We start from the raw sequence: 14774 nt of genomic DNA on the forward strand, positions 1-14774 counted from the left end.
AGGAGGTGCATCTTCGATGAGTGACAAACAAGATCCTATCAAGCAAAGCGGCTATATCATTGAATATGTTAAGCGCGAAACAGCACTTAATATGCCATCTAATCACTATCATAGCTATTATGAAATTTATTACCAACTCTCAGGTGAACGTTATTATTTCATTAAAGACCGTTCTTATTATCTCAAAAAAGGTGATATTGCTCTTATTAATAGTTATGAACTACATAAAACACTGCAAGCTGGAGGCAATACTCATGAGCGTATTTTAATTTACTTCGATCCTAGCTATCTAAAAACATTTAAAGAAGCTGTTGACGACTTTGATTTATTTCAATGCTTTGAAAAAACCACTCCTGTGTTTAATCTAGGTCCTAAAGAACAACTTTTTATAGAAAAGTTACTTTACTGTATGCTAGAAGAAGATACCCAACGCTCAGAGGGCTATACTTCTTGTACAAAGGTTTACTTATTAGAGCTTCTTATTTTTCTAGGTAGGTTTTCTCCTGAAATTAAAAATAGCTACTTAGAATTTCCAAGTAGCCTACACAAAAAAATATCTGAAATCACTAGCTATATTAACATTCATTATAAAGAAGACCTATCTTTAGATAAAATAGCTAATCTGTTTTATATGAATAGTTACTATCTCTCTAGAACCTTTAATGAAGTAACAGGATTCCATTTCACTCAATACGTTAATACTGTTCGTATACGTGCTAGTGAAGAGCTTCTTCAAAAAACTAATTTAAGTATACTAGAAATTGCCATAGCAGTGGGTTATAGCAACTCTACTCACTTTGGGCGAGTCTTTAAACAACTTCTTGGTGTTTCTCCTTTGCAATATCGTAAAATTAATAAATTTTAATAAAACACAGATGAAGTGAGAAGAATATCTTCTCACTTCATCTAATAAAAAACTATTTTATTCAAACAAAAAAAGACGTATTCATTTAAAATGAATACGTCTTTTTATTATGCGGGCGAAGGGAGTCGAACCCTTACACCTCGCGGCGCTAGATCCTAAGTCTAGTGCGTCTGCCAATTCCGCCACGCCCGCAAACCTGATACTTGATTATAATAACAGAAAGTATCGGGTTCGTCTAGTCTTTTTTTTATAAAAACTTGTCTTTTACCATAGTTTAAATATTATATATTTTTCCAATCACTTTTCAACTTATTTAGTTTCCTGTATGAGATGAAGTATTTTCTTGCTTCTTATTGTCATTTTGCGATGTATCTGGTGTTTCAGACTTAGTCTTAGTTTCTGCTGGGGTCTTTACTTGTTCCTTATCATTTACTGATGGCTGAGTTTTTTCTTCTTTTACATCTACCTCACCTTGCTTGTCTTTATTAGTTTCATCAGTTTCGTTTTGCTTTTTATTATTTTCTTCTAAAAGCTTAAGCTGAGCTTTCACTTGGTCTTCGGGTAATCCCAGCTCATTTACTGGTAGTTTAATACTTTGCTCTAATTCTGCTGCTGTTGTATCTATAATAGGTGGTGGCGCTAGGTAATAATTATAAGCAAAGTAACCTCCTATGCCTACCCCTGCACAACCTATTAGAATCATGCCGGTTATAGCTATTGTCTTCCCATATTGACTAAGTAGCTTTATAATGGCTGGTTGCATTGCTTTATTCAGCTTAGCATATAAAGTCTTTGTTTTTAATTGACCTTCTAACTTTTGTTTAGCTAGTTCTTTAGGCCACTTACCCTCTTTTTCTTTAAGTTTAGTAAAGAAACGAATCACTGTTGTATCAAAGCTGGTCTTATTCATATAAATTTCTTGTCCCTTACTCCAAATAATAAAATCTAGCATGATAGCAGGGCTAATAGGATACAAATATTCCAGAACTTTGGTTAAATTTAAACGCCACATTTCCTCACTATAAGCCTCTTTGTTTGGCTCAAGAAATGCATACACTAACATATAAAAATCTTCTTTTTTTACAGTTTGTTTATAAAAGTGTTGAATTTGTTTTTGTACAGCTTTATTTACTTTGATATGCTTCGGACTCATTGCCTCGAGACTTGTCTTCAGCTTTTGATAGTCTTTAATAGCTTCATAATTTTCATCATCATAAATATGTTTAAATGTAATATGACATAAAGCTACTTCAGACTCTATTGCTTCTAAACGTATATGCTTTAAGAAATGTTCTTCTGCTAAAACAACAAGTTCTTCATATAAACGCCCTTGATGCTTTTCACACCACTGCTGGACTTTTTCTAATAGCTTGACTTTATTGCTAGCTGCCCTTAAGCAGTCCATAAATCTCGTTTTCACTAAATTAGAGTAATAAACATCAGTAAACAAAATACTTTCTATAGGCTCAAATTGTTTTACCTGAGTAATAAAAGCATCTAGGTTATTAATACCCTCAAATGCTTCTTTTATATAGGTATAAGCCACTTGTTCTTTTAATTCTTCTCTACTATATAATTTTCCAAATAAACTTTGATAAAGCGCTGTTTCCTTGCTTGCTTTAGCAAAGATTTCTTTTATATAAGCTCCATTATTTTCTCTTCTAGCTACTTCTATGGCTTCTAATAAAATACGTAGCATATCTTCAAAGTTAGTTTTACTGCCTTGATTAACCTTAAGTTTAAATTTCAGCATAGCTACTATTTCTTCCTGACTTAGAAGCACTCCACCTCTTAAACTAGCTTCTAAGCTACTGATTGCATATCCAATCACCTCTATGAGTTCTCTCTTAAACTCATCTCCAATAGGTAGGTTTAAATAACTTAGTGCTTCTGTTAAAAATCCTTGTCTTTCTCTACCTTCCTCTAATACATAAGGCTTATGATTAGACAAATACGCATAGATAACAAATAAAGTAGCCGTACGGTTATAAAAGCTAAGGGTCTTCTCTCCCTTGTCCTTCATGGCATTTAAGAGCTGCTCACCATAGCTATTAAATTTTTCCCATAATGGCTTTATCGACCTAAACATAGCTGCCACTTTAAAATAAGGATCTAAATGAGTGGTCTCATCTAAGTTTAAGAACTTTTGACTCACGAAATCTAATACAAATTCCTTTGTTACTTTTCCATCATAACGAAGTACATCCTTCTCTAAAAAGGTAATATGAATATTCTTTTTAGCTTCGCTGCTACGTGAATAGGTGCTTACACCTAATTCCTCTGTTACGCTCCAAGGCAAACTAAGGTACACATGATAAAGTAAAGCCTTGGCATAAGTCCCCAGTTCAGAAATAGGAACATCTAAAACAATAAAGACCTTTTTCTTTGAGCTCGCTGCAGTAAAAATGGCAGCTAAAAGCTTTTCAAAAAGTATTTCATCCATTTTTAGCTCACTTAAGAGGCGTGCTCTATCCTTAAATAATACTGAATTTCCTTCATAAGGAATAGCTGCTAAAGTTGGAAGCTCTGATCCTAAGCCTATATCATAAGCTGTTTGAAACTGGGTAATACCAAATAACTTTTCTGGTTCTTTTACATAACGGTGTTTTTCATTGGCTGATAGCACATAATTATGCATGAAGAATGTAGAACGAAGACCTGTAAAGTCTTTACTTTTATAGACCGCTTGTCCGATAATGAGTTCACCTGAAGCTACTGGCATAATCACAAGATTGGGGGGATATTTAGTCTCATCTTCCTCCCCACTTTTTTGTAGTTCGCTAGGGCTATCATAGCTACATAATGGATGAAGATATTTTTTAATAAATTCTAGCTTGAGCTTAGGAGACTTGGCAATGGTATCATAACCATCTGTTTTTGAGAACAGACCACCACGTTCCCTTGTATAATATTGTTGCTCAATCATTTATTTCACCCCTTCATTGCTACTTATATAACCTAATTTATATAATAGCCATAAAAATGGCTCATCAATACGCATAGGTTGAATCACCTTTTCTAATTTTCCTTCTACTGGATTTTGTCCTAGTGAAGACACTGCGAAATAAGAGACATTTTTAAAATGTACTTCTACGGCGTCTTTAAAAGCAAGATCTACTTTTTCTAAGAAACGTTGTACTTCGCCATTAATATTTTCATATTCATTTAAGTTAAAATAACCCTTGTGGATATAATTTTCAAATACATTACTATTAGGTTTAATATATTCCCCTTCTTCTTCTGCTAAAGAAGTAAGCATATCACTTTTAGTAATCACAACAGCTGTTGGTATACTAGTTTTCCCATCTTCCTGGCTTCCAATAAAATGTTCAGCAAGGGTTACAACTACATCTCTAGATTCTTGATATTGAGAAGTAAAATCTCCTCCATTGTCATCTTGATTAAGTATTAACTTACGTCTGATAGTAGAGAGCTGTAATGGATCCACTAAGAACAAAATCCCCTCTGCATTTCTAATATGATTAGCATAAAGAGCTAAATATTCCTCTTCTACCATTCCTTCTCCTGCTACATCAAAGAATACCAAGCTTAACGGTGCTTTAGAAGGATCCTTGAACTTAAATTGAAAAATAAAGGGTTCTTGTTTTCTTTCCTTTTGGGTAGATTCTATTAAACTATTTTGCAAGAATAAAGGATCTAAATATTGACTACGAAAACGTCTACTTGTATCACTATTGATTGGTAAACAAGCTGCTTCAAAGTTATGCGCTGTAACGTTTTCTAAAGTATTAATAAGCGAGGCCATATAAACAGACTTCCCTACTTGAGAGGCTCCGATAATAGCAATGATATTACTTGGAGCACGCCCTGCTGAATAAGGCAAATCATTGTGACAATAAGGACATAATCTCTTCTTTGTTTCTACGTTATATTTGTCTTTCATGCTAATGAGTACATCATCTACATAATGCCTATTTTCTGCTGGTACCAAATAAGGATTAAGAACAGCTTCTAGTTCCTCACTTCCCTCTAAGCCAAAGCGCTCTAAGTATTCATTCAGCTTAGCATCTTCTTGAAGACAATACTCTTCATCTTCTTCCTTTGAATGAGCTGCTCTAAAGACGACTGTATCTGGACTAAATTTATTAAAACAATGCGGGCATACAATAGGAAATTTCTTTTGCACAGGTGCTTCTTCTTTCCTCCCGCCAAATAAACTTTTAAACAAACCCATTTCTTCACTCCTTTCAATATTTAATTACACACCTTTTTTATCTTTAAGTTATATTAAAGTTATATTTAACACATGATTGCTGTTAGAAATGAGAGAGGGGGCTGTCCTCAAGGGACGACTTCGAAGTATTTTCAGCCGTCACTTAGTGAGTGTTTTGGATGGTTTTTAGCCCACGTGTTTGAGGCATAGCCGAGTTTGTGGGCGTTCATCCAAATAAATGAACTTAGTGACGGCGAAAATATTGCGCGGAGTACCTGAGGATGGTCCCCTCTCTCATTTCCTCAACAATGTTTAATATATATACTTTTCTACTCTTTATAAATACCATACACTTCTTTATGCTCTACTTCATCTGATAAGTAAATTCTAACGTACTCATCCTTAGCAACTTCTATTTCTGGTAGCAGATTATCACCAGCTACAAAATCCGAGATAAATTGAAATTGCATACCGTCCTCATTATTAACAGGAATACTTCCTTTTTTCTTGACATAACAAAGCGCTTCCCTAGGTAAATCCACTTCACAAAACACTTGCATTTGAACCATCTTACTATTACTAAAAAGCTTTTTTCTTTCTTTTAAAATGTATCTAATGGCTATTTTTCTAGTCATGACCTGTACTCTATTATTGCCTTCTTCGCTACTTATCAAATAAGTTTCTTCTGGTGTTTGTACATATGGACATACTTCATATTCAATAAGTCCCATCCCTGGATGCGAATCTATAAACCCTCCAAAACGCACATATTCACTTTGAGTATATTTTCTATAGGGCTTATCCCTATTAAAATCTTCCTTCTCTAATAGATTTCTACGGTAAATATAAACTTGCTCCAATTCCCTAGGCCATTTAAAGCTAAGATATACTTCATCTTCTTTTACCTCAGCTTTGAGCCCCGTGAGCCTAAGGAGCGTATTATCACTCATTTTTACTTCCATCTTTTAGCTTAAACCTCCCTTGTTCCGTGATAACTATCTTTAAAAGTTATAAGGCCTGTAAAAGTTGCGAGGCAAAGCCCAAACATAAGCCAATAGCCTAATCTTACCATGTAAGGTGTTGTTCCTTGTTTAAATAGCATTTCTACTACAATACCACCAATTAAACCTCCTAAAGTGCCACCTATCATCAAGCCTTTAGCCAAGAAACGATTGTCAAACATAATCCCTAAAGCTAAAGCCATTAGAAAGGCTAAAATAGTTAAAAAGCCTACTCTAAGAACCATATAAAGCGTTACCTCTGCTTTTTCATCAGAACGCTCAGTCATAAGTTCTCTTTTGCCCTCGTCATAACGAATTTGTCCAAAAGCACCTGCTATCATAGTCGTATCAGAAGTACTATAATGCTGCCCACCTGTAAGATTAGCTATATCTATTAAATACTGCTCAGCAGAATTATCGCCATACATCATACCTATGGTATAAATAGGGATATTATTTTGGACATAGTTACTTACTAAGCCAGGGATATTGGAAGCTGAATCATCTGAAGGTGCTCCATCCGAAATCATAATCAAACTACCACTATGATTTTTTGAGTTATTTTGAATTAACTCATAAGCTTCATTGATCATATCTCTTACACCAGTCTGTCCATCGTCATTCTGCTGATAGCTAGCTATCTTAGCTTTTACAACTTCTTTTTGTTCCTTCGTAGTAGCTTCCATAAAATTAAATTGAAGAATCGGACTATCGTCAAAGGTCATAAAGGCAATTCTTCTATTGCCTTCTAAATTGTCAATCAAACTACTAGTTGCTTTAAAACGTTCACCATTAGGGTCTGATTGCTCCATACTACCAGAGGTATCTATAGCAATAACAATATCTTTAAAAGCTTTTTCCTTATTCACATTCATACCATATAGGAATTGAAATAAGCCACCACTTAGGCCTAGCATTAATAAGGTAACAGGGATAAATAGTTTTAAAGAGGTCTTAAAATACTGCTGTTTCCATCTATAACCGATTAGTTGTGGTGATAGCCATTGTGAGATCAATAGCAAAGCTGCTACAAACATAGTACCCACACCAAAATAAAGCCCCATCCTTAAATAAGCTGGCCATTCCTCCCCAAAATGAAGTAACAGTTCGCCTACCAAAAAAGCTAAGAGGCCCCCTATTACACTAAGTACTACAGCTGTTATACTAAATCTCTTACTTCCCATTCCTTAATCCCCCTTTTTACTTATTTCCTGGTTACTTGAAAATAAATAACCTTCTTTTATATATGCATCATAGTAGCGCTGAGCTGTTCTAGTGAAAATTAGGTCTGAAGCCTTAAAGCCCCCCATAAGCTGAAGTTTTTCTAAGCTACTTTTTCTTTGATCATTAATATAGGCTAACTTATAACTTCTAGAGGTTTTATCCTTTTCATAGGCATATATCATAAACTCACTCTTGCGATCACCAAGGAAGTACTTTTCCTCATAACGATGAGTGGTTGCCGCTGAATCTAAGTAAACACAAGGCTTAGAATTCTCTTCTAAACTTAAATAGAGCATGTGATAAAGCTCACTTTTAGCTGCTACATCTTTTTCCTCATAGCTGACTAACATATTGGCCCTTGCTAAAAGTTCTTCTTCAAAAGATAGTCTAAAGAGCTTTTCATCTTGTAAAATATATTTTTCTTGCAATATAAAGAGCTTTTCTAAAAACTGCTCTCTGCTCTGACTTAGAACGCTGGTGATATCTCCCATATATTTTTCTTCAAGTAGGAAATGTTCACCTCTAGCTTTCTTTAATTGTTCTAACTTGTTATGTACTAACTTTTCATAATACTCATTAACATTCTGTACAAGGTAAGCCTCTTCAAATTTATTGGCTTCCTCCATTAGCATCTTCAGCAAGCTACCTACTTCTTCTAATTTCTTAAGCTCTATTTTGATTTCGTTATAAATTTCCTCCAGAATGTCTTTTATAGTCTCCATAGCCTTAAGCTTTAATTTCTTCTCTAACCTTTCATACTTCAAGCTATAAACCTCACTTACTAAATACCCTTTTACATCCCTTAAATATTTCTTATCAAATAAACCAAACTTACTTCCTATCACTTCTCCAACTGATTTATTTTCTTTTTCTTCAAGGGTTACTTCTAGCTGTTTTATTTCATAGCCATATTGTTCTCTTAGCTTATCTATAGCCCTCGTTTGTTCTATCTTAAAGAGTTCTTCTAATGCATAAGGACCATAATCTGGATGATTGATGACCTCAGCATAGATTTGCTTTTTTATTTTCTCCTTACTCACTTTCTCTGCTAACTTTCTTTCACTACTCTTAGTAAAGTTGGCACTGAAAAAATCCTCTAGACTTTTTTTATAAAGCTGCTTTTCAGCATCTTGAAAACTTAAACCCTTTAATTCTCTAAAGCCTATAGACTGAGAAATAACACTATAAATCTCACCCAGGTTTTCTTTTGGCGGTATAATATCATCTATCAAACTACTTAGCCTCATTTCATTTAAGCCTACAGCTTCTAATAAAGCCTTGCTTTCCTGAATGCCATGATAGCTCAATTCTTCTTTATAGGCATTAAAGAGATGATAAGCTGTAGCTAAATAAATACCCACCCGAGGCTTTTTCACCTTTGCAAGTCTTGCACTAGCAAAACGATGTTCGCCTCCACTCATGATATTTGTCATAAATACACTATTATTATACTGCTCTCTAGCTTCAGCTAATTCGATTTCCTTTTGTTCTCTATTCTTTAACAAATTAAAAGCTGCTATGGTTTCATAATGCTTTTCTTTAGCGTGCTCTATTTTTTGCCCATTTTCTTTTTTATCAGATAAAATGAAAGTTAAATTAAATAAAGGTTGATTATAAACTGTATTTAATTTTAAGCCATCCTCTAAAAGTTCTAATGGCTTCTCATAACAATAATCTCTAGCTTGGTAAGTCTCAATTTCCTTAAAGAAACTCATACTTATAGCTTGCTCTAATGGTGTATAAATGGTCTCCTCTAATACTGTAAATAAGTCCACTGTCACTTGTTTAAAGTCTTGTTCTAATTTTTTCTTTAGGAGCACAACAATATCCGGCAATAAACTATTCATCTCTTCACTGGCATCTGTAATCACACTGACCTGAATCTGCTCCCAATAGTGAAACATCTTTCCCTTTTCTAAAATAGCTTCTCTTACCTTGGTTATTTGCTCATTTAAAATCTTTAACGCATTTTCCTCTTCAAATAATTGGCTACTTAAAGTGCCTCTAGACGACTTTTCCTCTCCTTTACCTAGTGGTAATACAAGAGACGAAGTCTGCCCATCTTCTATTCCTTGTTCTAGTCCAATATATAAATACATGATGCCTTCTGCATTCATGACATTTTGGCTAAACTCAGTCTTCATGCTTTTTATACTCTCTTTAACCTTATCTCCTAAAACCACAAATAAAATAGGGGACTTCGCCCGAATTTCATTACTCCTCAAAACACATTCATCATCCCCTAAGGCATAATGATATGCTCTTTCTAGAATTTCCTCTTTCACGCTAAGGTCCCCCCTTTTTGATTTTTATTAAACTAACTTAATTTCTTTTTCAGTTCTTTTGTATAACTTAGTATATCACGGTAGAAATCATAAATCTCCCTGCCATCTACAATCTCATGAACTTCATCTTCTATTTCTTCTCTTCTTTCTCCATAAACTTCAAGAATCTGTTCTAAGCTTGCCATAAGTTCACTAATATCTTCGCTTTGAGTTAAAGCTTTTACACGTCTTTCTGCTTTTCTAAGCATCACTTCCTTCTGTTTGCCTTCCATAGCTGTAAAGCGTTTGAAAAGTTCATACTCAGGATATTTATTAACATCCATCACATTTAGAAGTGGGTCCCAAAGTTCTTCTTCTGCATCTTTATCATAAATATAAAGTGCTCCTTTTTTATAAATAGTCTTAGTATAAATCGCCTTTACAAAGTTCTCTGTTGCTTTAGCTTCTTCTTCAGCTAGGGCAATAGCACCCCTTAGTTTTTCGATATAAGCTTCTACTGCTTCATACTTTTTAAGCTCTGCTTTTAAAAGTTCCTGTTGTTTTGGATAACGAAGAATACCTGAAAATGCCATTTCTTCTGAATAGCTATTCATAATAGGATATTCTACCTTATTACCTTTTAAGCCTTCTTTTACTTGCTCTTCAAAGTCTGTTAAAGCTTTTTTGATACTTGTAAAGTTTGGTTTTTCAAAGTCTATACCATAAGCTTCTGCTTGCTTTTCTAAATCAAAATCAGTTACGCAGTTTAAAACATATTGATTAGCAAGACCGGTTTCTTCTTTTTTAGTTACCACATGATATTTAAGAGCTGCTGCAAAACGTGTTTTTAAAGTACCTGCTTTATCCTCAATACGATTATTTTTATAAGTATCTCCCCAAGCTTCTACTGGAATAGGAGAAGGTAGATTCATCCAGTTTTCCTTCTCTGTCATGACCAAATGGCGGCCTACACCTTCTTTAGTAGCAATGGTTTCCTCATAGAGTTTTTCATAGCTCTTAAGTGGTCCATAAGCATAAAGAGGTATACCATTTCTAGTAGTTACCCAGAAAATACGATTGGTAAGCTTGCTTTGTCTAAGTGAGAACTTAGCTGCAGAATTAGGATACTTTTCTTGGAAGTTCTTAAGTCCCTTATAAATACTTGGTGTATTGGTTGGTACAGAAACCATAGCATAGTATGGGAAATTAAATTCTGAACTATTGGTTAAGTAGAATAATGGCACTGCATCTCTTGCTAATTTGGAAGCAATTTGTTTTTCTACTAAATCTGTTAAAGATTGTTCCTCTCCATATTTCATGACTAAGAATTCTTCCATGGTTTTAGAAATAAGATCTGAGAACTTATCTGTAATAAAGTCAGAAATACTTGTGATAATATCAATCTCAGCTTCATTAATCCAGCTATCTGCTTCTTCTAAAAGCATACTTGTAAACTCAGAAACTAAAAGCTGTGGATCATACCCATCGATAACTTTATCAATATGTTTTGAAATATCTCTTACACTTACTACGTTCCAGTGATAAGTTACATTTCCTCTTTCATCTACAGACTCATCTGCATTTACAAGGATTTCTCCATCCTTTTCAAAGATATTTCTAAGGGTACCTAAGATTTCCTTAAATACAGCATACATTTTATTATTTTGATCAATAAGAAGTAATCTTAAATCTTCATAAGCTGCAATCATCTTTGTATATTTCTCTGTGTCAGCTCTTAAAATATATTCTGAAATTTTGCTGCTAATGTATTCATTCTTTTTCTTTTCTTTAGAGATAAACGCTGATTTGGCTTCTTGCATTTTTTCAATACAAGTATCTACTTGATATTGTATTTGCTTAGGCAAGTTAGCAAGCTGTTCTTTAAGTGAAACAATATAAGCCTCGATGGTTTTAACTAAAGAGAAACCTTCTCTATTCACAATCATATTTGAAGCATACACTGGGCCATGCTCTGGACTTGTGAAAAGACGTCTTATTTCCCTGGAAATAGTTTCCTTTAACTCATTAGGAAGCTGATTAGCTGCTTTGTTATATTCTTCTCTTGCTTTCAAGAGGTAGTTCTTTTCTAACTCTGCATCCATATTAATAGCTTGTGTTTTTACGACGTTGTTATATGCATATGCCTCCCTTGTTTCAAAGCCTGGCAGTGGTTCTGGTACGCTATCTTCAAAACGTTTACTCACACTATCGATGTCTAACCCTAAACGTCTAGCCAGTGCCATAACCTCTTCTTCTGTAGGTACAGCATCAAACATACCTTCAATACGTTTAAACACTTTAAAGGCCATATAAGTTGTCATTTCTTCAATTGGTAAAATGGAAGCTGAGGCACCTATGATATTGTATTTATAGTTAGCTGGTAGTACGGCTTCACGCATTTGCTTAATATTCGTTTCAATATTGCTAATATAGTCATGGATAGCAAATTCTTCTCCTGACTGTTTATCTTCACTAGCCATAAAGTTAGTGATGTTCTCTGCTGTTACATTCATGCAGTAATCATAAGCATTGTGAATGGTCTTACCCTCTGTATCAGTAGCAGAAATAAGGTGGCAAAGATCAAAAGGTGCTACCTGACAGTTAACACTTAATCTTGTGCCATAGTCTTGGATAAAGTGTTCACCACGTTCTTCAATGTTCATCCAATAATCTAGCTCCTTAAGAGCTGCATAACCATTCTTTTTAATATATTCCTGAGTATGTATACTAAGAGATGGATTAGCAAGGTTCACATCTGGTGTAAATAAATACCCCATAATGTCAGAACGATCAATACCACTACCACCTGCTTCAATATCTAATATTGCTCTAGTGATATAAGCAATATCTAAGAAACAACCACTACCTGTTCCACCTGATAAACCTGTTAATAAAAAGATATAGATCTTTTTATCAGTTCCTTTTTGTAGCTCTTTAATCTTCTTTTGAATGGCGTCTACAACTTGATTAATCTTAGTGAAAAGTAATAATCTACCACCTTGCCTTACCCCAGAAGCTCCATTAATCCCATCTGCAATATGAAGCTCAGATGAAAGCCAAGATGACACACTTGGATGTAATCTACTTCTATTTTGAAGCATAGAACCTATCCCTGCTTCTGAGAGAAGTACAAGTTCATTAAGTGGATCTAGCCCAATCCCCTTATACTTTTTATTTTTATCTTGTTCATTGGTTTCAAAAGCTAAGAAATCTACATTTTCTGGCTTATCTTTTCTCTTCTTAGTAAGTGGATCTACTGGCAAGTTAAAACGTCTGTTAATTTGATATTTAAGTCTTAGCAAAGCATCGATACCTGTACCACCTAAACCAATAACAAGCATAGGATTGTCAATCGTATCTACCCTAATCTTCTTACTTACAATACCTCCACCCTTTTGGATGTCTAACTGTTCGATATGATCTCTAATAATTGGTTTCATTTTCTTCCTCCCTTTGTCCTTCTATTATAATAAATACTCTATTTGTACGGTCTGACCACTGTCTGCAATATTAATACTTAATCTGTCACCCTTTTTAAGTTCAAGCCCTTCATTTGCTTTCACCACTCTACCACTTTTTTCAATAGCATAAGCTGAGTTATTATACAAAATCACCTTATCACCTGGTGCTGCCTTTAAAATAACCTTCTCTGTTTCTTTAAACTCTGGTGCAAATTGTAATAAAGCATGTAAACTTACTTTACCTTGGAATAAACTTAGCTTTTTGTACTGTGGTGGTGTAAGCTTTCCTGTGGTATTATCCTTGAGTTCTAGTACGACTTGACCAACTAAAGGTGTTTTCGCCACTTTATAAGCTTTTAAAGCAGGAGCGATAACAATTAGTAAAACCACGCCTAAAATACCAAGACCTATATAAAGCCATAGTGGATTACTTTCTTCTTTTGTATCTTCCGTGTTATTTAGATTGGGTGTTGCTGCTGGACTAGTTGTAGCTACTGCACCTACTTGAATCTGAGTTTCAGTACTTTCTCTTACGTAGCTTGTATCTTCTACAATCACCTTAACTGTATAATCGCCCTTATCTTTTAAAGTATATTCACCTGCAAAGCTTTGTCCTTGTAGTTGCATATTAATTCTAGTTTCTATGCCTGTTTGATTCTCTGTTAAAACCAAGTAGCCTTTAGCACTATTATATAAATTAGGATCATTTACAGCATTCCCCTGTAAACTGAGATAAGCTTCCACACTCAGCTTATCACCTACCCCATAGTTACTTTGACTTAAGGGCTTCATCGTTACTTCTATATCGTAGTTGTATACTAAGTCAATATTAATTTGATCACCCGCAACCCCTTTGACATACAGTTTCCAATCTCCCTGCATAGGCCTTGCTAGTTTTAAAAGACTATAGCTATTAGAAGTATGTAAAGTGATATTTTGTGATGGAATCGTTTGCTCATTTCCATTTGGGTCCACTAACTTAAATTCTACCGGACTTTTTGAAGTTGCTGATAAGTTAGCTTCTAATACATTGCCATTGGGAATATTAACAACCACTTCTTCAAAATTACCTGTTCCCGTAATAGGTCCTAAAGATTGTACTTTTAAATTAGAATGTGCCGCAAAAATTTCAGTTAGGATATCTGGTAGTTCTGCTGGGTCTTTAGTTGCAAATGCCTTTGCCTTTGTATCTACTGAAATTTTTTCTAAGTAAGCTTCATTCAATTTACCATTGTCATTTAAACCAATTGTATAAATCGGATAACCTTCTGACTGAGCCTGGTTTATAATAGCAGCTAAGTCTTTATCAATATCTGCTGGGGTGCGGTTAGCCACTCCACCAATTGCATTATTACCATCTGTAAAAACAACAATCAAGGGACTATTTCCAGAAGCATTCCTTTGATTTAGCATCTTCACTGCTTCTTTTAGACCTGATGTAATATCTGTATACTCTAAATCTCTGGTGATACCATCTACGAAGTTTTTAATATTTTCCTTGTCGCTTTGGTTCTTAACCAAACTCATAGGGTAGGTCTGAGACACATCAGAACCATAGGTTACTACACCCACCTGATTATCAGTAAACCCCAACATATCTACAAAGAGCTTAACACCCTCTAATCCTAATTTATTAGGGTCTGTTTCCTTCATAGACCCACTAGCATCTATCACTAGAACAGCATCTAACTGTGAATCACTAGTAGCTGCCATTAACATGCTTGGAAATAGAAGGAGCATAATGGCAAACCCTATTATAAAAATTCTATTGATATATTTTCTCAC

General features: G+C 34.5%; 8 protein-coding genes and 1 tRNA gene. 1 reads left to right on the plus strand and 8 read right to left on the minus strand.

Annotation, left to right across the window (positions count from 1 at the left end; all coding sequences use genetic code 11):
• The first annotated feature begins 16 nt into the window (after nucleotides 1–16).
• A complete protein-coding gene (locus QTL86_RS14570; RefSeq protein ID WP_127065627.1) occupies nucleotides 17–865 on the plus strand; it encodes an AraC family transcriptional regulator in 849 nt (282 codons plus the stop codon).
• Between the two features lie 110 nt (nucleotides 866–975).
• Here QTL86_RS14570 and QTL86_RS14575 read toward each other — a convergent pair.
• The 8 genes from QTL86_RS14575 to QTL86_RS14610 form a co-directional block, all read right to left on the minus strand.
• Nucleotides 976–1057 (minus strand) — tRNA-Leu (locus QTL86_RS14575).
• Nucleotides 1058–1178: 121 nt separating this feature from the next.
• The gene (locus QTL86_RS14580; protein ID WP_410495246.1) at nucleotides 1179–3791 is read right to left on the minus strand and encodes a hypothetical protein; all 2613 of its coding nucleotides are present in this window, start codon (nucleotides 3789–3791) and stop codon (nucleotides 1179–1181) included.
• Nucleotides 3792–5060 (minus strand): TRAFAC clade GTPase domain-containing protein, encoded by a 1269-nt coding sequence (locus QTL86_RS14585; RefSeq protein ID WP_410495247.1) that lies wholly within the window; start codon nucleotides 5058–5060, stop codon nucleotides 3792–3794.
• Between the two features lie 308 nt (nucleotides 5061–5368).
• Nucleotides 5369–6001 carry a hypothetical protein gene (locus QTL86_RS14590; protein WP_410495248.1) on the minus strand — a complete coding sequence of 211 codons (633 nt, stop codon included), beginning with the start codon at nucleotides 5999–6001 and terminating at the stop codon, nucleotides 5369–5371.
• A gap of 8 nt (nucleotides 6002–6009) precedes the next feature.
• Nucleotides 6010–7224 carry a vWA domain-containing protein gene (locus QTL86_RS14595; protein WP_410495249.1) on the minus strand — a complete coding sequence of 405 codons (1215 nt, stop codon included), beginning with the start codon at nucleotides 7222–7224 and terminating at the stop codon, nucleotides 6010–6012.
• Between the two features lie 3 nt (nucleotides 7225–7227).
• Nucleotides 7228–9549, minus strand: a complete 2322-nt coding sequence (locus QTL86_RS14600) for a hypothetical protein (RefSeq protein ID WP_127065622.1) — start codon at nucleotides 9547–9549, stop codon at nucleotides 7228–7230.
• Nucleotides 9550–9581: 32 nt separating this feature from the next.
• On the minus strand, nucleotides 9582–12968 hold the full coding sequence (locus tag QTL86_RS14605) for a tubulin-like doman-containing protein (RefSeq protein ID WP_127065621.1): 3387 nt from the start codon (nucleotides 12966–12968) through the stop codon (nucleotides 9582–9584).
• A 24-nt stretch (nucleotides 12969–12992) separates the two neighbouring features.
• Nucleotides 12993–14774 (minus strand): vWA domain-containing protein, encoded by a 1782-nt coding sequence (locus tag QTL86_RS14610; protein WP_127065620.1) that lies wholly within the window; start codon nucleotides 14772–14774, stop codon nucleotides 12993–12995.

This window comes from Cellulosilyticum sp. ST5 (genome assembly GCF_046529625.1).
Lineage (GTDB): Bacteria > Bacillota > Clostridia > Lachnospirales > Cellulosilyticaceae > Cellulosilyticum > Cellulosilyticum lentocellum.

Excerpts from the sequence above, each read along its gene's own strand:
- QTL86_RS14570 (WP_127065627.1), top strand. The coding sequence starts at position 17 with ATGAGTGACAAACAAGATCCTATCAAGCAAAGCGGCTATATCATTGAA.
- QTL86_RS14580 (WP_410495246.1), bottom strand. The coding sequence starts at position 3,791 with ATGATTGAGCAACAATATTATACAAGGGAACGTGGTGGTCTGTTCTCA.
- QTL86_RS14585 (WP_410495247.1), bottom strand. The coding sequence starts at position 5,060 with ATGGGTTTGTTTAAAAGTTTATTTGGCGGGAGGAAAGAAGAAGCACCT.
- QTL86_RS14590 (WP_410495248.1), bottom strand. The coding sequence starts at position 6,001 with ATGGAAGTAAAAATGAGTGATAATACGCTCCTTAGGCTCACGGGGCTC.
- QTL86_RS14595 (WP_410495249.1), bottom strand. The coding sequence starts at position 7,224 with ATGGGAAGTAAGAGATTTAGTATAACAGCTGTAGTACTTAGTGTAATA.
- QTL86_RS14605 (WP_127065621.1), bottom strand. The coding sequence starts at position 12,968 with ATGAAACCAATTATTAGAGATCATATCGAACAGTTAGACATCCAAAAG.